The sequence below is a fragment of the Oceanobacillus sp. NCCP-135 genome (assembly GCF_059698015.1).
Map to the genome: position 1 here is coordinate 1 of NZ_BAAKSZ010000004.1, position 26,048 is coordinate 26,048.

Annotated in this window: 26 protein-coding genes, 1 pseudogene and 1 riboswitch; of the genes and pseudogenes, 15 read left to right on the forward strand and 12 right to left on the reverse strand. The window is 36.4% G+C overall.

The window, feature by feature from the left end; genetic code table 11:
* Window positions 1-70: 70 nt before the first annotated feature.
* A pseudogene (locus AC6HVZ_RS03860) lies at window positions 71-556 on the forward strand (EcsC family protein); the annotation flags it as partial.
* A 290-nt stretch (window positions 557-846) separates the two neighbouring features.
* Here AC6HVZ_RS03860 and AC6HVZ_RS03865 read toward each other — a convergent pair.
* Window positions 847-2,013, reverse strand: coding sequence for a pyridoxal phosphate-dependent aminotransferase (locus AC6HVZ_RS03865; protein ID WP_497556823.1), 1,167 nt, complete (start codon window positions 2,011-2,013; stop codon window positions 847-849).
* A gap of 119 nt (window positions 2,014-2,132) precedes the next feature.
* Here AC6HVZ_RS03865 and AC6HVZ_RS03870 point away from each other — a divergent pair, with 119 nt between their 5' ends.
* Window positions 2,133-2,912 carry a carbon-nitrogen family hydrolase gene (locus tag AC6HVZ_RS03870; protein ID WP_497556824.1) on the forward strand — a complete coding sequence of 260 codons (780 nt, stop codon included), beginning with the start codon at window positions 2,133-2,135 and terminating at the stop codon, window positions 2,910-2,912.
* Between the two features lie 503 nt (window positions 2,913-3,415).
* On the opposite strand, the gene AC6HVZ_RS03875 is transcribed toward AC6HVZ_RS03870, so the two are convergent.
* Window positions 3,416-4,078 (reverse strand): GntR family transcriptional regulator, encoded by a 663-nt coding sequence (locus tag AC6HVZ_RS03875; RefSeq protein WP_497556825.1) that lies wholly within the window; start codon window positions 4,076-4,078, stop codon window positions 3,416-3,418.
* Between the two features lie 211 nt (window positions 4,079-4,289).
* On the opposite strand from AC6HVZ_RS03875, the gene AC6HVZ_RS03880 reads away from it, so the two are divergent.
* Entirely contained in the window at window positions 4,290-4,592 is a 303-nt protein-coding gene (locus AC6HVZ_RS03880) for an iron-sulfur cluster assembly accessory protein (RefSeq protein ID WP_497556826.1), read from the forward strand.
* Window positions 4,593-4,697: 105 nt separating this feature from the next.
* Here the strand turns inward: AC6HVZ_RS03880 and AC6HVZ_RS03885 are convergent, their stop codons facing one another.
* The gene (locus AC6HVZ_RS03885; RefSeq protein WP_497556827.1) at window positions 4,698-6,302 is read right to left on the reverse strand and encodes a catalase; all 1,605 of its coding nucleotides are present in this window, start codon (window positions 6,300-6,302) and stop codon (window positions 4,698-4,700) included.
* A gap of 195 nt (window positions 6,303-6,497) precedes the next feature.
* On the opposite strand from AC6HVZ_RS03885, the gene AC6HVZ_RS03890 reads away from it, so the two are divergent.
* Both AC6HVZ_RS03890 and AC6HVZ_RS03895 read left to right on the forward strand, forming a co-directional pair.
* Window positions 6,498-7,088: a lysophospholipid acyltransferase family protein gene (locus AC6HVZ_RS03890; RefSeq protein ID WP_497556828.1), complete on the forward strand. Its 591-nt coding sequence runs from the start codon at window positions 6,498-6,500 to the stop codon at window positions 7,086-7,088.
* Window positions 7,089-7,317: 229 nt separating this feature from the next.
* Window positions 7,318-7,467: a hypothetical protein gene (locus tag AC6HVZ_RS03895; protein ID WP_497556829.1), complete on the forward strand. Its 150-nt coding sequence runs from the start codon at window positions 7,318-7,320 to the stop codon at window positions 7,465-7,467.
* 124 nt (window positions 7,468-7,591) lie between these two features.
* On the opposite strand, the gene AC6HVZ_RS03900 is transcribed toward AC6HVZ_RS03895, so the two are convergent.
* Both AC6HVZ_RS03900 and AC6HVZ_RS03905 read right to left on the reverse strand, forming a co-directional pair.
* Window positions 7,592-8,362, reverse strand: coding sequence for a DUF3891 family protein (locus tag AC6HVZ_RS03900; RefSeq protein WP_497556830.1), 771 nt, complete (start codon window positions 8,360-8,362; stop codon window positions 7,592-7,594).
* Between the two features lie 283 nt (window positions 8,363-8,645).
* Window positions 8,646-9,128: a QueT transporter family protein gene (locus AC6HVZ_RS03905; protein ID WP_497556831.1), complete on the reverse strand. Its 483-nt coding sequence runs from the start codon at window positions 9,126-9,128 to the stop codon at window positions 8,646-8,648.
* Window positions 9,129-9,135: 7 nt separating this feature from the next.
* Window positions 9,136-9,180, reverse strand: a riboswitch (PreQ1 riboswitch).
* A gap of 178 nt (window positions 9,181-9,358) precedes the next feature.
* On the opposite strand from AC6HVZ_RS03905, the gene AC6HVZ_RS03910 reads away from it, so the two are divergent.
* From AC6HVZ_RS03910 to AC6HVZ_RS03925, 4 genes are all read left to right on the forward strand, one after another.
* Window positions 9,359-10,210 (forward strand): VOC family protein, encoded by an 852-nt coding sequence (locus tag AC6HVZ_RS03910; protein WP_497556832.1) that lies wholly within the window; start codon window positions 9,359-9,361, stop codon window positions 10,208-10,210.
* Window positions 10,211-10,586: 376 nt separating this feature from the next.
* Entirely contained in the window at window positions 10,587-12,095 is a 1,509-nt protein-coding gene (locus tag AC6HVZ_RS03915) for a BCCT family transporter (RefSeq protein WP_497556833.1), read from the forward strand.
* A gap of 802 nt (window positions 12,096-12,897) precedes the next feature.
* The gene (locus tag AC6HVZ_RS03920; RefSeq protein WP_497556834.1) at window positions 12,898-13,257 is read left to right on the forward strand and encodes a hypothetical protein; all 360 of its coding nucleotides are present in this window, start codon (window positions 12,898-12,900) and stop codon (window positions 13,255-13,257) included.
* Between the two features lie 308 nt (window positions 13,258-13,565).
* Window positions 13,566-14,519, forward strand: a complete 954-nt coding sequence (locus tag AC6HVZ_RS03925; protein WP_497556835.1) for a calcium/sodium antiporter — start codon at window positions 13,566-13,568, stop codon at window positions 14,517-14,519.
* A 42-nt stretch (window positions 14,520-14,561) separates the two neighbouring features.
* Here AC6HVZ_RS03925 and AC6HVZ_RS03930 read toward each other — a convergent pair whose 3' ends face one another.
* From AC6HVZ_RS03930 to AC6HVZ_RS03950, 5 genes are all read right to left on the reverse strand, one after another.
* On the reverse strand, window positions 14,562-15,164 hold the full coding sequence (locus tag AC6HVZ_RS03930; RefSeq protein ID WP_497556836.1) for an alpha/beta hydrolase: 603 nt from the start codon (window positions 15,162-15,164) through the stop codon (window positions 14,562-14,564).
* A gap of 50 nt (window positions 15,165-15,214) precedes the next feature.
* Window positions 15,215-15,643: a MarR family winged helix-turn-helix transcriptional regulator gene (locus AC6HVZ_RS03935; protein WP_497556837.1), complete on the reverse strand. Its 429-nt coding sequence runs from the start codon at window positions 15,641-15,643 to the stop codon at window positions 15,215-15,217.
* 180 nt (window positions 15,644-15,823) lie between these two features.
* Window positions 15,824-16,585: an ABC transporter permease gene (locus AC6HVZ_RS03940; protein WP_497556838.1), complete on the reverse strand. Its 762-nt coding sequence runs from the start codon at window positions 16,583-16,585 to the stop codon at window positions 15,824-15,826.
* The gene (locus AC6HVZ_RS03945) at window positions 16,582-17,313 is read right to left on the reverse strand and encodes an ABC transporter ATP-binding protein (RefSeq protein ID WP_497556839.1); all 732 of its coding nucleotides are present in this window, start codon (window positions 17,311-17,313) and stop codon (window positions 16,582-16,584) included. Before AC6HVZ_RS03945 ends, AC6HVZ_RS03940 begins: the two co-directional genes overlap by 4 nt.
* A 161-nt stretch (window positions 17,314-17,474) precedes the next feature.
* Window positions 17,475-19,052 carry a Vga family ABC-F type ribosomal protection protein gene (locus tag AC6HVZ_RS03950; protein ID WP_497556840.1) on the reverse strand — a complete coding sequence of 526 codons (1,578 nt, stop codon included), beginning with the start codon at window positions 19,050-19,052 and terminating at the stop codon, window positions 17,475-17,477.
* Between the two features lie 559 nt (window positions 19,053-19,611).
* On the opposite strand from AC6HVZ_RS03950, the gene AC6HVZ_RS03955 reads away from it, so the two are divergent.
* From AC6HVZ_RS03955 to uppS, 4 genes are all read left to right on the forward strand, one after another.
* Window positions 19,612-19,944, forward strand: a complete 333-nt coding sequence (locus tag AC6HVZ_RS03955; RefSeq protein WP_497556841.1) for a PadR family transcriptional regulator — start codon at window positions 19,612-19,614, stop codon at window positions 19,942-19,944.
* Complete coding sequence (locus AC6HVZ_RS03960) at window positions 19,941-20,573, forward strand: HAAS signaling domain-containing protein (protein WP_497556842.1); 633 nt, start codon at window positions 19,941-19,943, stop codon at window positions 20,571-20,573. The genes AC6HVZ_RS03955 and AC6HVZ_RS03960 overlap by 4 nt, the downstream gene beginning before the upstream one ends.
* 111 nt (window positions 20,574-20,684) lie before the next feature.
* Complete coding sequence (locus AC6HVZ_RS03965) at window positions 20,685-22,148, forward strand: DUF4153 domain-containing protein (protein ID WP_497556843.1); 1,464 nt, start codon at window positions 20,685-20,687, stop codon at window positions 22,146-22,148.
* A 29-nt stretch (window positions 22,149-22,177) separates the two neighbouring features.
* Window positions 22,178-22,873 (forward strand): undecaprenyl pyrophosphate synthase, encoded by a 696-nt coding sequence (gene uppS / locus AC6HVZ_RS03970; protein WP_497556844.1) that lies wholly within the window; start codon window positions 22,178-22,180, stop codon window positions 22,871-22,873.
* A gap of 118 nt (window positions 22,874-22,991) precedes the next feature.
* On the opposite strand, the gene AC6HVZ_RS03975 is transcribed toward uppS, so the two are convergent.
* A complete protein-coding gene (locus AC6HVZ_RS03975) occupies window positions 22,992-23,378 on the reverse strand; it encodes an aspartyl protease family protein (RefSeq protein ID WP_497556845.1) in 387 nt (128 codons plus the stop codon).
* A complete protein-coding gene (locus tag AC6HVZ_RS03980) occupies window positions 23,378-23,635 on the reverse strand; it encodes a hypothetical protein (protein ID WP_497556846.1) in 258 nt (85 codons plus the stop codon). Before AC6HVZ_RS03980 ends, AC6HVZ_RS03975 begins: the two co-directional genes overlap by 1 nt.
* Window positions 23,636-23,999: 364 nt before the next feature.
* Between AC6HVZ_RS03980 and AC6HVZ_RS03985 the strand changes: the two genes are divergently transcribed.
* Together AC6HVZ_RS03985 and AC6HVZ_RS03990 are read left to right on the forward strand one after the other, a co-directional pair.
* The gene (locus tag AC6HVZ_RS03985) at window positions 24,000-25,352 is read left to right on the forward strand and encodes a hypothetical protein (protein WP_497556847.1); all 1,353 of its coding nucleotides are present in this window, start codon (window positions 24,000-24,002) and stop codon (window positions 25,350-25,352) included.
* Window positions 25,345-25,833, forward strand: a complete 489-nt coding sequence (locus AC6HVZ_RS03990) for a hypothetical protein (RefSeq protein ID WP_497556848.1) — start codon at window positions 25,345-25,347, stop codon at window positions 25,831-25,833. Before AC6HVZ_RS03985 ends, AC6HVZ_RS03990 begins: the two co-directional genes overlap by 8 nt.
* The last annotated feature ends 215 nt before the right edge of the window (window positions 25,834-26,048 follow it).

A 26,048-nucleotide genomic window follows, 5' to 3' on the forward strand; every position in this document is an offset into this window, starting at 1 on the left:
TAGATTAAAATAATATGTCAACTATTGATGATAGACATAATCGTTAACATATTATAGGGAACTAAATTGACGAGATGAATTTCTTAAGGAGAAACTGGCTTCTTATCGGAAAACCGCAGTAGTTGAAGGTGCTGGAACAGGTGCGGGTGGTATCTTCCTCGGACTGGCCGATTTTCCACTGCTTTTATCCATAAAAATGAAATTTTTGTTCGAAGCAGCAACGGTTTATGGATATGATACGAATGAATATGAAGAGCGTTTATTTATTCTTCATGTGTTCCAACTTGCTTTTTCCAGCGATGAAAAACGGAAGGAAACATTTTATATCATTGAAAACTGGGATAAGGAAAAGGAGAAACTTGTTGATATGGATTGGCATGTGTTTCAACAAGAGTACCGGGATTATATTGACTTGGTGAAAATGCTGCAACTCATTCCTGGATTTGGTGCTATTGTGGGAGCATATGCAAACCATAATCTCATGGATACACTTGGGGAAACGGCGATGAACGCCTATCGATTAAGGTTTCTAATGGTATCGCCAAGGGATTATTAAATGGAAAAACCATCCACTGTGCTTACATAGGATGTTTTTTTAGCCTTACAGCGGAGAGACATTCGCTCGAAGTTGAGAGAAAGCATTGTAAAGTTGAGAGATCCGCATCCAAAGTTGAGACATAAGACCGGAAACTATCATTATCTCTCAACTTTAAGGAAGTTTCTCTCAACTTTTTAGACTATCTCTCAATTTTAAGGAAGTTTCTCTCGACTTTTTAAACCCCACTTTATTTCTTATCCTGCAACTGTTCATTTATTGAAGCTTAAATTTTTTAAATGTAGTTATATTCAAGAAAAAATAGATAGTTTCTCAATCCGTTCGATAGCCTCCACTAAGCGTTCACCATCAACTAAAAGCCCAACTCGCACATAGCCTTCTCCGTGTTTCCCAAACCCATTTCCCGCAGCTACGGCTACATCAGCCTTTTCCAATAAGAGATCAGCAAATTCCTCACTTGTATATTCCTTTGGAACCGACAGCCAGGCGAAAAAAGAACCCTTTGGTGCCTTAACTTCCCAGCCAATTCGTTTACATTCCGTAACGAGTACGTTTCGACGGCTTTCATAAAGGTTAGTAAATTCAGCTACACATGATTGGCTATCCGTCAGAGCTGTTGCTGCCGCATGCTGTACCGCAGGAAACAAGCTGACAAAAAGATGATCTTGTATTAGATTAATTGCTTCTATCATATATTTATTCCCAACAGCAAATCCAACCCGCCATCCAGCCATATTATACGTCTTGGATAAGGTATAAAACTCTATACCGACTGCTTTTGCCCCTTCCGCCTGCATAAAGCTAACTGGCTTTGAATCATCGAAACCAATCGCCCCATAGGCAAAATCGTGAGCAATCATAATTTCTGATTCTTTGGCGAGCTCCACCGTTTCTTCAAAAAATTTGCGGGAGGCCGTTGCACCTGTAGGGTTATTTGGGTAGTTTAAATACATTAACTTCGCTTGTTGTTTCTGCTCTATGGTGAGTTTACGGTAATCAGGCAGGAAGTCATTCTCTTCCAATAATGGCATTGTTACATGATTTACGCCCGCAAGACTTGCCCCAGACAAATAATCTGGATATCCTGGATCTGGAAGAAGCATTAATTCTTTTTCGTTCAGTAATGCAAGAGGCAGTTCAACCAGTCCTGTTTTAGCCCCAAATAAAACTGCTACTTCGGTGTCGGGATCGATTGTCACATTGAATTCTTTTTTATAAAAGTCACTGGCAGCCTGTCTAAGTTCAACTGTCCCACGAAAAGGAGAATACTTATGTGTTTCCGGATTTTCAGCAGCTTTCTGCAGTGCTTTTATAATATGTAATGGTGTTGGTTGGTCTGGATTTCCTTGCCCAAGGTTAATAATATCTCGACCCTCACTGACAGCACCCGCTACTTTTTGAGCAAGAGAAGCGAAAAACTGTGGAGGTAGATTTTTCAATCGATCAGAAAAGATCATAATTAATGAAGCCTCCTTAAATTCACATGTGTATTTCTGAAAGTTTAAACTCATTCTAATTTAAAGTATAATACAATATAAGATTAAATTATATAATAATATCTACAGGTGGTGAAAGAATGAAAATTGCAGCTGTACAAATAGATGTAAGCTATGGAGAACCCAAGAAAAATTTCTCGCATGTAGAAGAAAAAATTAATGAAGCGGCTATGCTAGGTGCAGATATTGTTGTTCTACCCGAGATGTGGAATACAGGCTATGATTTAGCCCGTCTTGAAGAAAGCGCAGATGTGGAAGGGGAGCAAACCAAACAATTATTGACCAGATTATCAAAAAAGTTAGGTATTCACATCGTTGGTGGATCGGTTTCGACAAAGAAAGGAACTGACTTCTTCAACACAATGTATGTAGCAGATAAATATGGAGAAATTATTGCTGAATATGATAAAGCGCATTTATTTAAGCTAATGGATGAACATCACTATTTACAGCCAGGGAATCAATTAAATGTGTTCTCATTGGAAGGTGTCCAAATGGGTGGGATTATTTGCTATGATATACGTTTTCCTGAGTGGCTTAGGAAGCATGTGCTGGAGGGAAGCAGAATACTATTCATTCCTGCACAATGGCCGGCAGCTCGGATTGATCATTGGCGCATTTTATTACAGGCACGAGCAATTGAAAATCAATGCTTTATCGTTGCCGTGAATCGTGTCGGAGCAGATCCAAATAATGCATTTAATGGAAACTCCATGGTTATTGCTCCCTGGGGAGAAGTAAAATGGACTGGTTTAAATGAGGAAACAATAGGAATAGTAGATTTGCAATTGGAGGAAGTAGACGAGGTTCGAAAACAAATTCCTGTTTTTCAGGATCGACGAGAAGACTTGTATAAATAGACTTTTCGCAGTCTCTCTCTACCACAGAAGTGTTTTAATAAGGGCAGGGTGCTTTATTCTCTACCATCTCAAAACCACCAATAAATCATTTATACTATATTGCTTTTCACAAAAAAATAATAATCAGATAGATCTTACTGATATATTGCGTATAACGCATAACCTGATTTAGTAAATCTACTTCAAGTTGAAATTACATATCCAAGAGAATTATCCTATGAAGGAGAAGCTATCATTATTTTGATTTCCAATTCTTGATGATTTGAAACCGATATGTATATTGTTGGCAATGGATTATATCAGTTGGATGATAGCAATCATTTTCGTCTATGAACAGGAGTTGCTGTTTTATTGTCGGAACATGGGTGGTTTAATCCTGCCTTGGTAGTTATTGCTATCACCGGAGTAGTACTCTGGGTGCAGAAGCTATCTGCAGTAAAAGCATAGTTGTAAACATAATAACAGTCGGTTTCATTATTCATTTACGAAACCGACTTTCGTTATTATTTTGTTTTTAATGAGCGAAATTCCTCAATCGCCCGTAGCCAATTTTCCTTCATTATGGATGATGCGTCTGATGCAACCCCATTTTTCATTAAGCTGATAATTGCAGTATGCTCATCGATGGACTTTTTTGTTAAGACAATCGAATTGTGGAAAAATAATCTTCTAACATGTGCTTGCAAGGATGCAATCATCGAATGAATATATGAATTGTCTGCGGTGTTGACGATGATTTGATGAAACTCTTCATCAATTTTTAAGGCGGAATAATAATTTTCTGAATGGATAGCATCTGCAAACCGCTCATTTGTATTTTCCAGCATGCTAATAACTTCATCCGTCAGATTAGCAATAGCTAGTTCAGCAGATAAAGCTTGTAATACTGCTAGAGGTGGAAGCAGATCATTAATTGATTCTTTTTCTACTTCGGTTACTTGCGTTGCTTTACCAGGGTACATTTTCACAAAACCCTGTACTTCAAGGAGCTGCAGAGATTCACGGACGGGTGTTCTACTAACTCCCAATGCATGAGCAAGTTCTGTATCATTTAATTTTTCTCCAGGTTGAAGTGTCCCGTCGATAATCCATTGTTGCAGCTGATTGAATGCGCTTTCCTTTGCGGATTGACGAATTGGTTTTGAGTGATCAGCTGGTATTGGCATTTCAAATCCCCCTTCTTATTTATTACAAGTATGCCCTTTTTAATTAGTATACTATAAAACTCGCTGAATTTATATATACAATATATTGCTTGGATAAGGTTTTTTGAATCATTTTTGGGGATTATTTCCATATTTATTTGTGAAATTTGCAAATCGACTTAAGAACTGGAATAATATAGAAATAAATAACTTGGATAGGAGCTAAGTCAATATGCAATGTAAAATAAATCGTAACGCAGCAAAAGTGTTAAAAAAGATGCTGGAAAGTGAAGAAGCAGAAGGCAAAATGATTCGTGTTTATGTAACCCATCTTCACGGAGACCATGCACACTATGATATAAAATTAGACATTCCTACAGAAAATGATGAAGTTGTCAAAACAGATAAGGGTATTGATATTATTCTTGAAAAAGGTGACGGCTTTTTAGATGGTGTATGGATTCAATATTTTTACGTGCCAAAGGAAGAAATGTATATAACAAATCCTTCTATAAGCAAAGGGCATCACCACTAAAGCATCCAGCTTATGATTATAGAAGTACCCCTTTCTGTAATGGAAAGGGGCTTAATATTATTTATTAGAGTCTTTTATCATTTAAGGCAATGTGCTGTACGCCTATTAATACGGCTCTGCGTCATGCCCTTTATCCACAGCTTGTTCTGGTGCTTTTTCCGCATCCTTATTTCCAAGTGGATTTTTACTTGTGCCGTCTTTTCCTGTATGTCGGAGCCCCTCTCTTAAACGTCGACCGTATTCGTCATCTGCCTCCTCAGCAAGTGCTATCATTTTGTCCTGGAGTCTTTGATCACATCGTGAAAGATCCCCAACAAGATTTGAAATCAATTCATCCTTTTCCCAATCTTCAAAACGACGATAGGTTTCACCAGCCTGTTTTGTGTTATCATTGCGGTCAATCGATTCACGTACAAGGTTTCCTTCAACCTTTGGTGTATATTCCTTTCCGAGTTGCTCCGCTTCTTTTAAACCACCTAAAATAGAAGGTTCGTAGTTCACATGTGGATTTTGCCGAGGTGCTTTATCATTTTCGTAGCGCAGTTGCCCGCCTTCCTGGTTTGTGGCCACACGCTTCTTTGCTGCATTGACCGGTACTTGTAAATAATTCGCACCAACACGATGACGTTGCGTGTCGGAATAGGAAAATGTACGACCTTGTAGCATTTTATCATCTGAGAAATCTAGACCATCAACAAGAACACCTGTACCAAAGGCCGCTTGCTCTACTTCTGCAAAATAATTTTCCGGATTTTTATTTAAAATTAACCTTCCAACTGGCAACCATGGAAACTGATCTTCTGGCCATAATTTTGTATCGTCAAGTGGATCAAAATCGAGTTCGGGATGGGGACCGTCCTTCATAATTTGCACATACAGCTCCCATTCCGGATAATCACCAGCTTCAATGGCATCATATAAATCTTGTGTGGCGTGGTTAAAGTTTGTGGCCTGTATTTCATTCGCTTCTTTAGTGGTCAGGTTTTTAATGCCCTGCTTTGGCTCCCAGTGGTACTTCACCAGTACTGCTTCACCATCCTTGTTCACCCATTTATATGTGTTCACACCAGATCCCTGCATCATCCGATAATTTGCAGGAATTCCCCAAGGAGAATAAATAAATGTAACCATATGGAAGGACTCCGGCGAGTTTGCACAAAAATCGAAAAAACGCTCACTATCCTGTATATTGGTCACAGGATCTGGTCTAAATGCATGAATCATATCAGGGAACTTCATAGCGTCACGGATAAAAAAGATTTTTATATTGTTTCCAACTAAATCCCAGTTGCCATCTTCTGTGTAAAATTTAATCGCAAATCCACGTGGGTCCCGAAGTGTTTCTGGTGAATGCGTCCCATGTACAACCGTTGAAAAACGGACAAAAACAGGAGTCTGCTTGCCTTTTTCCTGAAAGACTTTAGCCCGTGTATATGTTGAAACAGGTTCATCGCCAACTGTTCCATATGTCTCAAAATAACCATGCGCACCAGCCCCACGTGCATGTACAATACGCTCAGGTACTTTCTCGCGATCAAAGTGGCTGATCTTTTCAATGTAGTCATAGTTTTCCAGCATTGCTGGACCACGATTCCCAACTGTTCTTAAGTTCTGATTGTTAGTAACCGGTTGTCCTTGTCTTGTGGTTAATGTGTCTTCATTTTCTATGTGTGTTTCGTTGTTTTTGTTATTTGCTTGATCTTTGTCCATTTTATTTCCCATCCTTTATAATTGATTCCTGAGCACACAGGGTATGAGTTTTCTTCCACTATGTTTAAGTGTGCCCAATTAGAACATAATAATGATAAAAAATTATAGATGCGTAATAATAATTTGGTACCAGATCTTAATACTATATGCTAAAATAGAGTTAATGTTATTTATCGATAGAAGAGGGGACCTAAGATGTATTATTTTGCAGCATATTTATTGAAGATAATTTTAAGTTTGTTTGGCAGAATAAAAATCTATCAAAAAGAAAATCTGCCCAAATCAGGCGGTTATATAATTGCGTGTACCCATACAGGCTGGGTTGATATATTATGGCTTGGTGTTTCTGTATTACCCACAAAAATATTTTATATGGCAAAAAAAGAACTATTTGAATCACGTTTTCTCAAATGGCTAATGGTAAAGCTACATGCATTTCCAGTGGATCGAAAAAATCCTGGACCAAGTACAATAAAAATTCCCCGAAGATTGTTAAAAGAAGATAAAGTAGTGGGGATATTCCCCAGTGGAACAAGAACGAGTGAGGAAGCACCATTAAAAAGAGGGGCAGTAACCATTGCGGCACATTCGAAGGTTCCGATTGTACCTGTCGCTTACACTGGACCAAATAATTTTAAAGAATTATTTAAACGAAAAAGACCAAAGATTATTTTCGGGGAACCAATAAATTTATCGGAAAGCCACCCGAAAAAGGAAGCCATGGAAATCATGATGGATGAGCTTAATACAGAATTACACAGGTTACAGAAGGAATTACAAAATTAAATCCACTTTAAAGCGGCTGCGTTTTCAATAATGCGGCTGCTTTTTTATTTGGAGTTTTTAACCATAAAAATACTCACCAATGAGCTCATCCATCCAAAGACGTAGACACCCTAATTTTAAAGGAGGGTATTTTTGCTGTGATATTTCAGTCGCCATGCCGAAGACTGGGGAGGTAATTACATATAGTATAAACATTATAAGAAATATAAAAACGAAGGGAAGAAGATAAATGATGAATTATCATTATAATGTTTATAAAGAGTTAGCAGAGGCACGGATGAAAGATTTGCAAAAGATTACCTTTGAAAAGAAACAATATGAAAAGGTAAAACGTATGAGTCCGGTAAAAAAAGAGTGCGTTCCATCTTTCAGAAAATAAAAGTTGGTGGGTTAAGAAGTAAGCTTGCAGTTCACAAGACGGCTCGTTGCAATGGGTAAGGAGGCAAAAGTGTGCGAGCTTTAAGTAGATACACTGTTTGTTTTGGCAAAAAACTGCAGGTATTTCAATCATCTGGGATTAATCGCACGGATATCTCTTCATAGGGTGTTTCTTCATAACCTTTACGTAATCCTTTATCAGCTATAAGCTTTTTTGTTACTATTTTCTGTTTCAAAGTGACAAGAACTTCATGCTCAAAAGGGAATTCACTCATAGCAATGGTCTTCCTATCCATCCAATATAGTTCTACTTTTTGTTGATTAAATCCAACTAATGATTCAGAGAGGGGTATTCCATTTTTAAAAAAGGGGTGTTCATTTTCCTTGGTAGCTCCAGGCTCATTTAAACAAATATAAAGGGATAGGTTATCACCAAGCTGAATAAGGCTATAGTGGTGGTTAAACAAACGTTTGTTTAACTTGCTTAAGCTATTGAAAATTCGTTTTTGCCTTAATTCTTCTGCTTTAACAAAAGATTGTGCTTCCATTGAAGTATGATTGAATAAAAAACGTTTATAATGCTCACTGCATAATAGTGCCGCATAAGCATCAACCTTCTCAACTTCATCGATGCCATTTTTATAAAGTACTATTTTGGGTGGTGTAGGAAAATCAATGAAGGTATATGGTGCTTGGCGTTCATCATTCCAAAAAGGCTGCTTGTCAAATGGCTCCCATCCACAGTCATGTTTGTAGATCGCATACTCAACAGATTTTTTAAAATCCTGTCCCTTAAATAATGAATTCTTCCAGTTGGACATTATATCTCCTGATACCTTAGCATGGTTGCCCTGCTCGATCAGGACAAAATCATCTGAGCGCTCTCTAACAATCATCGTAAATCATCCTTTCATTTTCTTTAGCTTATCGAAACTGATTATAATTGTAAACAAAAAATAAAGGTCAATCCAAACAAGGGATTGAGCTTTAAATGGAACAGATTAGATTTTTGTAGTTATCTATCTTTTTCCTTACTATCTAGTCCTGAAACCATTCATATTCCCATAAATGTAAAATCAAATAAAAAGTTACAACTATAAAAACTATTTAGGCCATCCCGAGTCCTGTACTTACAAAAACCGTTTCAATAAGGATACTTTCCCTCTGAAACGGTTTTACTTATACAAGCGTCTTAAATTGTAATCGTTTATTCAATGCATACATAATCGGTATTCCAATAGCTAACACTACTAATTCACCAGCAGCGGTTGTCCACCATGTAAGCATAAATGGAAATCCTAATGCTAAATTCAATTCAAATGCAATAATAAACATGTTGAATGAGAAAACGAGTGTGTTAGCAACAAGCAGAACCCATATGTTTTTGATGAATCTTGCCAATAAAATGGTAATGAGTAATGAAATAGCGGAATGGGATACACCAAAAACAAGGTCATATACACCAAGTGGTGAGAAAATATTGGTTATAAACACACCTAGTATGATGCCGAAAAAGTATTTCTTGCTAAACACGATGAGGTGGTTAAACATTTCCGGGATCCGAAACTGGATGCTTGAAAATGCAAGCGGCTCAATGGCTAGCGAAACGGCAATATAAAGCGACGCGATTAATCCATTAACTACCAATGTTTTTGATTTCATTATAATATCCTCCCTAGTTTTTTATCGTGGGATGGTTGCGAACCACGTGTTCTGAGGGATTTCTCAGAGACTATTATATTATAAAGGTTTGTGGTGCAAAATCAAGGGCGAAAAAATAATTTATTCGATTGACAAAATAGAGGTATATTATTATAATTATTTTACTTACATTTAGTAACTAAGTATATAATTGTAATAAAAATGTGCAATAGTAGGAGAGGGAGTTTAAAATGGAAAAGCAATTTTTCGAAAAACCAACTGTATATGTTGGTGAGGTTAATATAAATGTATCTGATCTGGAAAGGTCTCTTTCCTTTTATCAGACTATAATTGGCTTCACAGTGCTGAAGAAAACGGATAGAAAAGCAGTTTTAACCGTTGATGGCAATACACCTTTGCTGACGCTGGAACAGCCTGCTGATGTATTGCCAAAAGAGGAAAGAACAACAGGGTTATATCATTTTGCCATACTTTTACCCTCCCGCAGTGATCTTTCTGCATTCTTAAAATATATGGTTCAGACAAAAACCCGTATTGGTGCATCGGATCATTATGTGAGTGAAGCACTCTATCTTTCTGATCCGGATGGAAATGGAATTGAAGTATACCGTGACCGCCTTGCTTCTGAATGGAGCTGGACTGATGGGAAGGTTGCTATGGCAACAGAACCTCTTGACGGGGATGGACTGCTCGCAGAAAGCCAAAACGAGTGGGTGGGTCTTCCGAAAGCAACGGTGATGGGGCACATTCACTTACATGTTGCAGATTTAGAAAAGACGGAGGAATTTTACATTACTGGTCTTGGTTTTAAGGTTGTGACAAATTATCCTGGGGCACTTTTTACATCAACTGGTGGCTATCATCACCATATTGGACTGAATGTATGGAACGGTGTGGGAGCTAAATCTCCATCGAAGAACAGTGTTGGTCTAAACTGGTTCACACTAATTTTTTCGGATGAAATTACAAGGAATGAAGCAGTCAATCGCTTGGAGGAAATTGGTGCTAAAGTAAAAAAGGAAAATGATTATGTAGTGACAGAAGACCCGTCTGGAAATGTTATTCAGTTGAGAATTAAGTAAAGTTAGGGTGTAGAATAGATATGACAAGTAAAAAGCGAGGATATCAGATCTTCGCTTTTTATATTTCTCTGCGGTTTTTTCTAGTGAATAGTTTGTACTTGTCTTTGTTCCGCTTCACAAATAATCCTAGTACAGAACTAAAATTTCATGGAATATCCATCATCTTTTGTTTAGTAAAGTTTAGGTTTGGGTAAGATACTGTATAGCATTATTTTTGATTCACTTAGGCTACATAGTAAGCACTAAAAAATTGTATCTTTCACAAAGTACGGGGAAATTAATAGTTTTGTTTCTATAAAAACACATTATACCGGTTCCAAATAAACCAACTGAACCAACCTTCCCCGCAAAATGTGATTGAACCAAAAAAATTAGAATGGAAAGGATCATTATGAAGAAAAAAGAGTCTTATAAGAATCCAGTGTTTTTTATTTCAGCAATTATCGTTGGGTTATTAGTCATCATCGGAGCATTCATGCCAGAACAATTTGGTGCAGTCGCCCAGACACTTTTCGATTTCACAACAATTAATTTCGGGTGGTTTTATTTATTTGCAGTATTTATTATTATCCTGTTCCTTGTTGGCATTTCCATCAGTAAATACGGGAAAACGCGGCTCGGATCATCTGATTCACGTCCGGAATATCCATTTTTCACATGGATTGGCATGTTGTTTTCAGCCGGCTTTGGGGTGTCTCTTGTTTTCTGGAGTGTTGCAGAACCAATGAGTCATTTTTTTGTCCCTCCATTTCCTGACTTGGAAACTCAGACTGAGGAAACAGCAAGAGTCGCAATGGGCTATTCCTTTTTCCACTGGGGGATCAGTCAGTGGGCCGTCTTTGCAGTCGCAGGGCTGGCAATCGCATTTCTTCAGTTTAGAAAAAACAGAAGTGGACTTGTTTCTGCTGCAATAGAACCAGTAGTAGGTAAAAATAAGGCAGTAGCAAACACGGTTAATATTTTGGCTGTAATAGCTACTGTCATGGGGGTTGCGACAACTGTCGGTCTCTCATTTATTCAGCTAAACGGAGGGTTGTCATCAGTATTTAATGTGCCAAATAATATTGGCGTACAAGTCATTATTGCGCTTGTCATGCTGGCTGCATATATGACTTCCAGTGTTACAGGGCTGGACAAAGGAATTAAGTGGCTGAGCAATATCAATTTGGGGCTGGCCCTACTTGTGATGGTAATTGTATTTTTCCTAGGACCAACCGTATTTATTTTAAATTCCTTTGTACTTGGCATGGGTGATTATATTTCTAATTTTATACAGTACAGCTTGCGTCTGTCACCATATACCGGCGGTGATTGGGTTTACCAGTGGACCATTTTCTACTGGGCATGGGCAATTGCCTGGTCTCCATTTGTAGGAGCATTTGTTGCACGTGTATCCAGAGGCAGAACCGTCCGTGAATTTGTCGCTGGTGTGATGGTCGTACCACCAGCAATTGCCTGTGTCTGGATTGCAGTATTTGGTGGTACGGCAATATATAGTGACTTAAATAATGGAACACAAATTGCCGAGGCTGTTAACGATGATGTAACGGTAGCCCTCTTTGAAGCTTTAGGTGTTGTGCCGTTCACAGATATTCTATCGATTATATCTATTCTGCTTATTTTCACATTCATGGTAACATCTGCGGACTCTGCTTCCTATATTTTGGGCAGTATGACATCCAAGGGAACACTAAATCCAGCGCTGATAACGAAAGTCATCTGGGGAGTCCTTATAACTGCAATTGCCCTTGTATTATTATTTACAGGGGGACTAGATGCACTGCAAACGGCATCATTAACAGCAGCATTGCCATTTACAGTAATTCTTCTGATTATGATTGTTTCGATAGTTAAAGAGCTTAAAAGTAAAAAGACCGAAAAGTAGGATAGGAGCAGTTAAAAGATAATTCTTTTAGCTGCTGTTTTTTTGTTTAATTTGATTCCGAATGTTTTGCTATACTGTGTACATGCCGTACTCAGAAAAGAAGAATCTGCGTTTAAATTTTATTCCACAAAGGGTCAGTTAATGGAATAAGACTTTCCTTTATTGTTACAGAAAACCTTTAGACAATGGGAAATCCAAGGGGATAAAGCTTCCTATCTATTCTGTAAACATCCCACATAGAAATAAAACCCTTTAACTCGCAAGCCCTGCGAATTATATGTGAGAACTGTACCGTTTCCTCTTCTATAATTAAACTTACCGTGAACACTTTGTCCACCAATACTTTTGTATTTTTTATAAAATTCATACAATATACCTAGATGATTAACTAATTTACGTTTGATATAATCAGGAGCTTTGTACTATATACAGGGATGTAACTAAAAGCTAACTAGCTGTAAAATCACTAATTAATATCCGTCTGAGGGAGCAGGAATTTGTGGAGAAATGCAGAAGTGATTTTAGCAATTGTTATGGTGATAATTTAACAATATTGTAAAATGGCAGCTACCGATAACCTGTCTATAAACATTTTGCTTCTTATTAAAATTATTTTGGAGATCAAAATATTGTATATATTTCATTATTATAATATGATTTTGAATATTAATTAGACTATTTTTGAAAAGGTTATTTTTAGAAAATAGTAAATTTCATAGTGATATTTCCATATAAAAGTAATTAATAAGGATTTTGAATAAAGATTGAAAAAAATTAAAAATGTTTGAAAGGGATGTTGTAAATGAATTTTAGTAAAGTTAAACGTTTGATAATTTTGCTTGGCATTTCGCTTTTATTTGCTTGTTCACAGAACCCTCTTATATTTTTTGGGGAAAGTGACAACTGGAGTGTACATTATGAAGTCAATGAAAATGATGATTGTCGAGTAACCAGTGGAAACATTAAATATATTGGTGATGGATCTGTTCCAGAAGAGTTAGAGTACTCTATTTATCATTCAACGGGATCGGTTCCATTAGAGGAAAATGGAGTTTTTACGTTACCTCAGAGTGGATGTAGTAACATAAGTGAGAATTCGGACATTGAGGCAATAATAAAATGGGATAATAATTCAGAAACAATATCCTTAATTGTAAAATGATTACTATTTTATATGGAATATATGTAGAGTTTATATAACCGAGATTTTATAATTCCATGAAAGCAAAGAAGGATAGAAACGACGTTGAAATTGGTTAAATCAAAAGTTATTTTGATTTGGCTCTTAGGTATATGCCTTAGAAAAGCTTTATCTTTGAACAGTTCACATAATCCTGAGCACTAATACAATCTTTTGAAACTTAATTCCGAATCCATACGTAATATCTTATAATACATCATCAGAATTATTACACAGAAAATAGGGTATGGATATGGTAATGACTTTACTAAGAAAAGGAAGAACTATTTATGGCTTATGTATTTTTGCTCATTGGTTTTGGGTTATTAATTAAAGGAGCAGACTATTTTGTTGAGGCATCATCCAACATTGCAAGTTTGCTACGAGTCCCATCAATTTTGATCGGGTTAACTATTGTGTCGCTTGGAACCAGTTCTCCGGAAGCAACGGTCAGTATCATTGCTGCATTAGAAGGAAGTGCTGATGTTTCGCTGGGGAATGTGGTCGGAAGTAATGTTTTTAATATTACATTGGTTGTAGGGATAGCAGCGGTTCTGTATCCATTAAAAGTAGAAAATGAAACAATCAAGAAAGAAGTTCCATTTACATTGCTCGCAAGTGGTGTATTACTTGTGCTGATGAGTGATGTGGCGTTACAGGGATCTGGGAGTAATTTACTTACTCGTAGTGATGGGTTCATTTTTTTATTGTTTCTATCCATTTTTATGTATTATGTTATTGAAGTTGGGTTAAAAAGTCGTAAGGAATCAGCCGATGAATCAGTTCCAGATGATATAACCTGGGGTAAAAATATCGTGTTCACTGTGCTTGGTCTTGCGGCAATCATATTTGGTGGTGACCTGGTAGTAGATAATGGAACAAAAATTGCTTATTCGCTTGGAATGAGTGAAACACTGGTAGGGCTGACGATTATTGCTATTGGAACATCGCTTCCGGAGCTGGTGACTTCCATAACCGCTGCCCTTAAGAAGGAAAGTGAAATTGCACTGGGAAATATTGTAGGAAGTAATATTTTTAATATATTATTTGTGCTTGGTGCCTCATCTGTAATAACCCCACTGGCTGTTAATGGGAAGGTTTTTATCGATGTTGTCATAATGATATTCCTAACCATTTTATTATTGGTCTTTTCGAGAACTAGTTTTAAAATTGGTAAGACTGAGGGAATTATTTTTGTAGTTGGATATATCATTTATCTTGTATATATTATTTTGCGAAACTAAAAGAAAACCGTTCTGCAAATGTCTGCAGAGCGGTTTTTAATGTTATATGGATTTATACCATTTCTCAGCTGCTACCACTTCATCAAACGTTAGCTGATGGCCTTTGTTTTCCCAATGCAATACTACATTAGCGGCAGCATTTTCCAGTAGTGATTTAAGCTCTTCAGATTCCTGTGCCGAACAGATTGGGTCATTTTTTCCTGCTGCAATAAATATATCTTTACCTGAAAGCCCCGGTAAATCAATTCCTCTTCTAGGTACCATTGGGTGATGTAGGATTGCTCCTTTTAAGGCATCTTTATAATGAAATAGTAAGCTGGCAGCGATATTAGCCCCATTTGAATAGCCAATTGCTATGATGTTGTTTCGATCAAATTCATAATTCTCGGCTGCTTCATCAAGAAATTCGTTTAAGTCCTTTGTGCGGTTAATTAAATCTTCTTCGTCAAATACACCTTCAGCCAATCTACGGAAAAACCTTGGCATTCCATTCTCAAGTACATTTCCCCGTACACTTAGGACATTTGCAGCTGCATCAACTTTATCTGCCAGTGGCAGGAGATCCTGTTCCGTTCCCCCGGTTCCGTGAAGCAATAGGAGTGTTGGTTTTGATGGATTATTTCCTTTTTGAAAAATATGTTTCATTCGTTAATCTCCTTTCTTTATTTCGGATGTTCAATAGAAATACATCTTGATTAATTCTCTACTTTTTTCCCGATCCTTTTTAGCACATCAATAATTGTTTTCTTTTCCTCTGTTGAAATACCTTCAAAGATCTCTTCAATTACCTTTTGGTGCTTGGGAAAAATTTCATCCATAAGCTGCTTTCCCTGTTCGGTAATTTGAATATAAACAACCCGTCTGTCTTCTTTGCATGCACTTCGTTCCAGCAAGCCTTTGGTCTCTAATTTGTCGATTACATAGGTTATCGATCCAGTATTAATGAGAACTGCTTCTGAAATCTGCCGAACTGTTTGTCTGCCTTTGTGGTATATAGCTTCTAAAATAGTAAAGTCTGATGTTTTCATATCATAACTGCTGATATCTTTTTTTACCTGTTCCTGGATTGACTTTGAGGATTTCATTAACACAACAAAAGCTTTTAATGATAAATTTTCACTCATATTTACCATCCTTATCATTTAAATTTGTATTGAATAATCTTATTATGAATTAATTTATTTTGAATTCATGTTAATTGTATAATAATAATTCATAGAAGTCAAATTTCCGGATAACATTATTAAGAAAAGGTATCACATGGGGACTTTCTTCCAGTGATACCTTCTTTGCACATTTACAGTTTAGCTGTCCATATCAAGCTTCAGCATCTGCATTTGTTTATTGAACAATGTCGGGTATGATAGAAAACCGAGCATAATACTAGTTACTGCAGCAGTTGTTAAAAGCAGGAATAAGATTAGCAATTGAAATTGTACTGCCTGAACTGGATCTGCACCGGCTATAATCTGTCCGCTCATCATCCCTGGCAGCTGTACAAGCCCGATTGTTTTTTGGCTTTCAATTGTCGGTATCATACTTGCTTTAATCGAAGTAATCAATGACAGATGAATTGCCTGTTTTGGCGTACCTCCAAGAGATAGAATCAATTCGGTTTCATTCTGTCGTACCTCCACTTCCGATGTGAACCGATTGAGAAAGAGAATGGAAAGAACCATGGAATTACCAATGACCATCCCACTAATTGGAATAATGTACTGGGCGGTAGGTGGTGTAATATTGAATCCGAGTAGTATCGCTTGGGTAAGTATTTCGACAACTACAAAAGTACCTATCAGCTTCCATGTGATCCCTTGAATGGATGCTCCCTTTTTTCTTGCGTTTTGGGTAGCTGCACCAATCATGAGTACAACCATAAGCACAATATAAATAAAATTTTCTGCATCAAATACAAATGTAAGAATATATCCAACCGCAAGCAGCTGGATAATCGAGCGAACCGTTGCGATGATTGTGTCTTTTTCCAAACCCAGCTTTAAGGTTTTGGATAAAAGAATAGGAATTAAAACGAAAATCAGGGATAAAGCTAATGTTAGAAAGCTCAATTAATCTCCCCCTTAACAAATAGTTTTACTTTGTCATTTTGAGGATTATCAAGCAGACTGCTCTCACCTGACTCGATCAGTTGGCCATCCATCATAACCCACGTATAGTCCCCAATGGATAATGCCTGCTGCAGATCGTGGGTAATCCAAATGATGGTAACACCGTGCTGCTTGTTGATGTTTCTAATGAGTGTTTCGATCTCCTGCTGGGATACCCGGTCAAGCGATGATGTAATCTCATCGAGTAATAATATTTTCGGTTTATTTACTAACGTTCTGGCAATGGAAACCTTTTGCCGTTGCCCACCGGACAAATCCTTTACAGCCCGGTTTAAAAATTCTCCACCAAGTCCCACATCTTTTAATAAATTCTTTGCTTCCCCCTCTGGTAGCCTCTTTTCCTGAAGAGTTAATGGCATGGAAATATTTTTATAAACGCTGCCACTTAGCATTGTTGCACTTTGGAGGGCGAGACCAACAATACGTCTCAATTCTGTCGGTTCATAGCCCCTGATATCTTTACCATGTACTATGATATCTCCTGATTGAGCGGATATTAATCTGTTACATAATTTGAAAATAGTTGTCTTTCCTGCACCAGATGGACCTACTAGTGTGGTGATTTTACCATCAGGAAATGTACCGGAGATGTCTTTTATAATCTGTAAATCTCCATCTGAATACGATACATGTTTAAATTCTAATGCTATTTTGTGGCTTGCTGGCATTTATATGACTTCCTTGTTTTTGGACAAATTCCTATTTTATGTCCTTTATTTTTTCAAATGGAATATCTCTTTATAAGTTTACCAAATTCGGCTAAACCATGTAAAAATAGAAGCGGTTTGTTTATTCAGCAGGAAGAAAATGCAACGGCCAAGTCTTTTAACTATTTCATATTACTTTCGATTTCTCTTTTTCTTTTCAAAAGGTTTTGAAATTCCTGATCCAGTTTATCGGATGGTTCAATACTCAGCTTGCTTAGAATTTCGGTGATTTTTGTTTCCACTACAAGCAGTTCCTGTCCCAGTGAATTTGCCGCTTGTTTTGGGACATCGTTTTTAAACGCCTCATAGGTACCTTCAAATATTGTAATTTCCCTATCTTTGATTACTAAAATACGGTTAGCTATATTTTGGATAAACTGGCGGTCATGGGAAACGAGCAATACCGTTCCTTCATACTCTGTGAGAAGTTCCTCCAATGCTTCAACTGCCTCGATATCAAGGAAGTTTGTTGGTTCATCTAAAATTAGCGTGTTAATGTCGCTGACGAATAACTTGGCAAATGCAACTTTTACCCGTTCGCCACCACTTAGTACTTCTACTTTCTTGTATACGTTGTCCCGGCGAAAGTGCAACCTGGCAAGAACAGTTCGAATTAAAGTCTCATCCTGCCGTGAAGTAGAACTCACATTTGCCAAAATAGAGCGATCTGAATCGAGTACATCCAGGTGTTGACTAAAATATCCTATTTTCATTGCAGGAGAGATGCGAATTCCTTCGTCTTTTTTGATCATTTTTTTCAATAATGTAGTTTTACCACTTCCGTTTTTTCCGAGGATAGCCAGTTTGTCACCACCTTTAATGTGAAAACTGACCTCATTCCAAAGTATACGATTTTCTACCATTCCATTGACATGATCAACCCGTAAAATAATTCTCCCTTTGAATGCTTCTTCGTTTGGAAGATTCATCTTAATAGGTGCTGTTTCTTTTACTTTTTCTACTTCTTCCAGTTTTTCTATTCGGTTTTCAATGGCTTTAGCGGCTTTTCGCAGCTTCTTTTGTTTATTTGCAAAGTAAGGCTTTGCGCCTTTTATTCTTGCTTCAGATGAGCTTACATTTTTCGGCTTTTTAGTTGCCCTTTGTGCTTTTTGCTCTTTTAATTCCAATGCCTGTTCCAATTGCTTTTTCTTTTGGATGTATTGATCATAGGCATTTTCCTGTTGCCTTATTTCGAGTTCTTTTTGTGAGTCATAATCGGAATAATTTCCTTTGTATTCTTTCAGTTTTCCATCATTTATTTCCCATATAGTTTTGCATTGAGAATCCAGAAACGCACGATCATGTGAAACGATAACAATGGCTCCCTGCCATCTTGTTAGCTGATGCTCCAGTTTTTCAATATGCTCGGTATCAAGATTCGTTGTTGGCTCATCTGCAAATAGGATATCTGATTTTTTTGCCAAAGAACGATTGATATAGGTTTGTGTTACTTCACCGCCACTCTTGGTTGTAGTTGTACTTTTTAACTGTGGAAGCAGTTCAACTGTGGCATCTGATTTAACAATTCCTTCATCAGGCTGTTTCTTTCCTGCAAGTATTTCTAATAATGTCGTCTTCCCGTTGCCATTTATTCCTACTAATCCGATCCGGTCTTTATCCTGAATTTGCAGGTTTTCGATATCAATCAGCAGGCGGTCTTTTACGTAAATTTTTAAATTATTGGCTTCCAATAGAATCATACATTTCATCCCCTGTTTCATTCATATTTTGGAGACAAAAAAGCTTCCTGTTCATTTTCAGAATAGGAGGCATAGTTTGTGTGTGGTGATGAAAAAGAGACTACTCCCTTAATCAAGAACATTCAAAGCCAAATCCTATTCTGAAAAGATCAGTTACAGCATGACGAAAAGAGCAGATAAAATCCGCTGTTTGCCATACCTTTACTTGAATGTTTTCTAGAAAAATAGGATTAGTTTCGCATGTTCCCTTGGTTCACTCTTTACGTTTTTAGTTAATTTTAGTATAAATGAAATATATTTTTCTGTCTAGAGTCTTTTCTTGCATAGGCAAGCGTCTATGTGCCCAAACCGCCCGAAAACAAGAGCCACCCGGTCACATAGAGAGCTTTCTATCAAATTGCTGCCTGACAACCGATCAAAAATCAGAAAGTCGATGGATCGGCTGCGAGTTAGATTAAACGAAATTTGCATCTTCAAATAAAAATTCACAAAGCCCCTTTACAAATTAAAATAATTTATATATAGTAAGGATACCTAATAATTCTAGGTAGGTGAGAAAATGTTTAATCGTGAGCTTGTAAAAGGGAGCACATCACTGCTTGTACTGCAGTTATTAAATGAGCGTGATATGTATGGCTATGAACTGGTTAAAGAAATGGATCGGCGAAGTGACCATCATTTACAGATGAAAGAGGGGACACTGTACCCGGCACTCCATAAACTTGAAAAACAGGAGTACATTGAATTTTACTGGCAAAACCAGGAAAAAGGCCCGGCCCGAAAATATTATAAAATAACAGAACAAGGGAAAAGTATTCTCCAGGAACGAACGAGTGAATGGCATCGATATGTTCAGGTCATGAACAATTTAATCGGGAGAAACGAATCATGAGTCCTGAGGCTCAACGATTTCTCCAGGAATTGGATAAGGAAATCGGGGGTCTCCCTGATAAGAAAGATATTATGGCAGAGTATGAGCTGCATGCTTATGAGCTCTTAAACGAATCGTCTGTGGACGACGAAAATGTATATGATGAATTGGTCAGAAGACTAGGATCACCCAAAGAAATTGCTCAACTATGGGAACAGGAAAAAGCGATTACTCCAAAGAAAACACAATGGTTATTCGTAATCATTAATATTCTTCTGTTTACAGGAGGTGTTATTCTCACAGTCAGCTATAATATTTTCAAGTGGGATTGGGTTGCAATACTGTGGGAAGGTTTAACAGAGGTTACTTCCATCATTATTGTGGTATATATGTTATTCTGGGGTCTTTTAGGCTATGAAATTGGAAGGGAATTTGGAGATGGTGGACGAAAACTCTTAAGGAAAACCTTTTTATTATCCATCATTCCGAACCTGGTATTAATGTACTTAATAATTTTTAAGCTGATTCCCTATGAGTGGTTTCAACCATTTCTAAGTGTCCGTTTTATTATAATCTGTATTATTTGTACAGGATTTTTATATCCTGTAAGCTGGCTAGGATTTAGATGGGGCAGAAAGGACTCGGTATAATAGGGGAGTGAAGGTGATCTTCACATAATTTAGCCCCTGTTAATGTATTTTTTTGTCTATATACATAGAAATTCTATGTATATAGACTAAGTGTGTACTGGAGGGATTGTATTGAAAATTAACATTGGTCAGAAGGACTGGTTGTTCCTGCTTGTTTGTTTGGGTTTAGGGATGTTGGCAGAAGTGAGCTTTTTCCATGGAGAGATTGGACTATCCTATCTTGTTTTTATTGCAGGCTTTTATCTTGTTCTGTTTCTTCGTTACCGGCTGGCTTTTCAGCACCGAAGAATCGGTTTGCTAATCATGGTGGCGATATGGATACTGGCAGGGAGCTATGCATTCTATGACAATATCTTATTTTATAATTTTAATTTAATCATCATTCCAATTTTGGTTTATTTTCATATCGTGCTCATAACCAGGCCAACCCAGTTAAATTGGGCAGCCCCTGAATTTGTAAAAATTTCAGGAATGAAACTCAGCGAAGGCAAAAGCTATTGCGCAGCTTTTTTTAATAAAGGATTTAGGAAGCTTTTTAAAAATATGGATGAAGAATTGTTTCAAATAATGAAGCGAGTGCTAATAGGATTGGTAATTGGTGCACCATTACTACTTATTATTATAGGACTGCTTATGTCAGCAGATGCCGTTTTTCAGGATGTGATTTTACGTTTGCCGGAGTTTATTTTAAGTCTTAATTTTTTGGAAGGCTCCTGGCGAATTGTAGTTGTATTGTTTTTTACCCTTCTCTTTTTTGGTATCTTTCAGGTTTTGCATGTAAAGTCAGAACCGGAAGAAAGCTTTAGACCAATAAAAAAAGCTAGAACAGGTTGGAATAGTATAACGCCCATCACCATTTTAATCATGCTGAATGCAGTCTATGTATTATTTGCAGCTATCCAGTTTCAATATTTCTTTGGTGAAGGACTACAGGAGGGCTATACATTTGCTGAGTATGCACGAAGAGGTTTCTTTGAGCTTATTGTCGTTACATTAATGAACTGGTCCATCTTAATTATGATCTTAAAATTTGTTAAGGATTCACACAACATGACACGTTTGGCTTTGAAGATAATGTATTCACTGCTTATTTTGGTAAGTGGTGTTATGCTCGCCTCAGCTTATCAGCGATTGAGTATGTATGAAGCTGCCTATGGATTTACATTGGATCGCCTTTTAGCGCATGCATTCATGATTTTTCTGATGGTGATATTTGCTTACACTTTTATTCGGGTATGGATTGACCGTCTATCAATCCTGCATTTTTATATAATAGCAGGCCTGTTATTTTATACGGGAGTACATGCCATTAATATGGAACAGATAGTTGTGGATAATAATCTCAAGAGATATGAGCAATCTGGAAAAATTGATATTTATTACCTTAACTCACTTTCATACACAGGATTAACTGGATTAATTGAGCTGTATAAAATAGAACCGGGTTATCCGGAATTGAAAAGAGTATTGAATGACAGACAGCAAAGGATAAATAAACAGCCTGAGAACTCTTGGCAATCCTTTAATTTTACGGAACAAGAGGCAAAAGAGAGACTCAAGGAGCTTGAACTTTAGAGAACTAAAAAATGAAAGGATGTAAGCTGATGAATATTCCAGAGCATGTGGCAATTATGATGGATGGTAATGGTCGGTGGGGGAAAAGAAAAGGCCTCACAAGAAGCCAGGGGCATTTTGCAGGTGCAAAGGCGATGGAGAAAATTATTGATGCGAGTATGGATATTGGCATCCATTTTTTAACACTCTATGCCTTTTCCTCAGAGAATTGGAAAAGACCTGAGGATGAAGTGAACTATCTCATGCATTTACCGGTAAAGTTTTTTAAGCAAAAGCTTCCGGAGTTTATGAAGCGGAACATAAGAATACTTGTTTCAGGAAATGTTACAGCTCTTCCTGAACCTACAAAAAATGCACTTATAAAAGCAGTTGAGAAAACAGCAGATAATACGGGACTTACGGTCAATTTTGCTTTTAACTATGGTGGCAGGGATGATATTCTGCAGGCTGTTTGCAAAGTGATTGGTGAGGTGCAACGCAATAACATAGATTTTGATGAGCTAAATGAAGGAATGTTTCATAAGTTTTTATATACAAAAGACCTGCCGGATCCTGAACTGGTCATCCGAACTGGTGGTGAGAAGCGGGTGAGTAATTTCCTCCTGTGGCAATCCTGCATGTCAGATCTGTACTTTACGGATGTGTATTTTCCTGATTTTGATAAGGAATTGCTTATAGAAGCAGTAAGCGAATTGCAGAGGAGAAATATAATAAGGGCTATTTAATGACCATTGAAAAAACAGTCCTCATTTTGAGTTTATGATTAATAAAACCATTCATCCCATATAGTTGAATAATCTATAAAAAATAGCAAGTATAGATGCTCTTCTACTATACTTGCTATTAATTATTTGACTCTAATATTAATTCGTCTATATTAATAATCGCTTTCAATTGCTGTAACAAGTCCAAGCCAATAATACCATCCAAATCAAAATCATAATCCATTGCACCAATTTCCAATGCAAAATCTTTTGTCTGCATATCTCCTATTTTTACTAAGTCAACCGTTTTCGAATATACAAACTCTGATCCTCCAACTCCACTAATACGATATATTATGTCATTCACTTCTGCTACAATCCCTATTGATTCAGCCAAGTCTGTTGATACAACTGTACTCCCTGAGCCAGTATCAACTAATACACGTTGTAAATGAAGCAGTTTTCCATTAAATGTTAGTTCTAAATCCGCAAGTAATAAACCATCCTCAATAATTAACCTTTTCACTATCTCCTAACACCTACCCATTTTTTCTCAATGATATTAGGCTTTTTACGGCTAGTATGAAGAACATATAATTCTCTATTAGGATCTTCTCGATGAATTTCCTGATATACTTTCATCGCCTCTGGAGAATTAGAAAACTTTTTCAAAGGGGCAATCTCCTCTAAAATACGCTCACTTTGCTCATTTGTATGAGCTCGAATCGTTTCTATCAAAACCCACTGTTCAGGAAACGCTTGGCACACATCTTCCCACTTCATTTAAGTCACCTCCAGAAAATTTAATTATATTATATTATATCATGATATAATAAAGATGTAATACACGTTTATTTTTTGTGCTCTTTTTTTAACTCTATTAATTACTAGTGCTTGTAATAATGAAGTTCTAAATTATAAGGTTGAATATTTTAATGAATTAGATAAAAATGACATACCTACAGACTATATATTAAATTATCAAATTATTGAAGAACTACATAATAAAGGTGAGTTCTATTCAAAAGAAATTCCACACAGGGAACAAGGAAGCTTATATTCAACGTATTATTCATATAATACTCTTGAGATATTAAACTATGACAGATTTGATGATAAAAAAATAGAAAGGTTTATTATTGACGAAATGATGCTTTTAAATGAGAATTCTATTCAATTAAATGATAATTTATACTTTGGTACAAAACTTTTAACTTCTATAGATGCAGAGATAAGTGAAGAAACTTCAGATCAAATTATTAAACTACTAAAGTCATTGATTAATGAAGAAGGTAGAGTCTTGCTAAGTCAAGATTTAAAGGAATATAATCATTTAATTTTAGAATATCAGGCTATGTACGTTTTTAATGAACTAAATCATGAAATACCGGAATCATTAATAGATTGGTATAATGATCAAGATTATAATACTATGGACTTTTTTGAGCTTGTCCAAGCTATAAAAATTGATAGAATTATTAATGAGAAGAATATAGAACTTCAAAGTGAGCTAAGCAAACATTTGGCTTCCTTTGATAGGTTACATAATAAAGATATTACTGAATTGAATTCAATTTATGATACCTGTAAGTATTTGGACTTTTCTCAGTGCAAAATGAATATAGTTAATCACATAAATGAAATAAAAAATGAAGATGGGGGTTGGGGAGTTACAGAAGCTGATCCCTCCGATATTTTAAGTGCTAATTTCGCAATTAATACTATTAAGGATTTTGCTGGTAAAGATTTTGATTCTCAAATTTACACAAGCACTCTAAGTTTAGTGAATAATAATGCAACTACTGGTGGCTATACTGACTTAATTTTAGGCTTGCCAAATATTATTACAAATTTCCACTTTTCCGCTATGAATAAACTATTTGGCATTGGGAATTCTCTTAGTATAATAAATCAATTAGAAGATCTTAAATCAGGAGAAACGGATGGAATGAGTGGTTATGAATTATATTTACTTCTAGAAACAGCTAAACTCAATGACATACCGATCGATTCAGAACTTCTAAACAGTGTCCAAAATTATATTGATGAATATAAAAATGATACAACTATAATACACATAATTTATTTGAGCAAAATCGTAAATAATTATGATTTGAATGGTAACAATATTGTAGTTCTATTGCAAGATGAGAAAGGTCGAATCTCGAATAATTTAAGCGCTGAGGAACAGGACTTGCTAAGCTTTTTAACTGATATTATAGAGAGTAACACATACCGGGAAACCACTCCAAAAATAAGCGATTATAATACCGATTATATCATTACACATTTAAAAAATGATAGTGACTTACTCATTGCTATATTAAGTGATACTGAATGGAACAATGATCAAAAACAAATAGATTTTTTTGATGATATAATTATGAATTATGAAGATACATTAAATAATAATTTTTTTACTAGTAAAGTTTTTTTTGAATACTTGACATTGAAAAATCAGAAAAAGTCCATGGAAAATATCTATGATTGGAATGAATAAATTGAAAAAAGTATGTTTTATATGTATAATGCTAGGTTTCATTCTTACCGCTTGTAGTCAACAACATGATATTACAGAAATCCAAGAAAGCCCGCCAATTCTCGATATCGAGGCGCAGGGTATGTCTGAGCAGATTGCCCAAAGCACAGGTGTGGTATGCTGGAATAACTGTTCCAACGACGACCTAAGCTTTAATTTTGATAGTATTGATGACAGGACTATGAGTTCTTTACCAATAAATAGTATCAAAGAAGATGAACAGTTCTTAATAACTCATCAAGGGTCTAAAGCAGATAAGTACGGTTACTTTACTATTGTAGACAAAGATGATAGTACCGCAGGCTATAACACCGAATTAGATTCCAATGAATTCCAAGCCTTTGGAGATGATGCAACGTATTTAGTTATCGCACAATGGCTTGACGATAGCGGGGAATTAATAGGATATATTTACTCTATATACAAGGTGGAAATTAAATAAAACACCGCAGGGCTCACTGCATGTCTAAAGCGCAACTCAGGACTGAAATGCAACCAAAATAAACCTTCAAGAGCAAGGTATGGTCAATAATAAAGCACAAATCTACATTTTATGGAAAACCCAAAGAATCCATTTTGAAAAAGATTGATTACTTCATTAATCCTTATTTACCAAAGAGTAACCATTTTAAATAGAGTAGTCTTTCCAGGTACTTT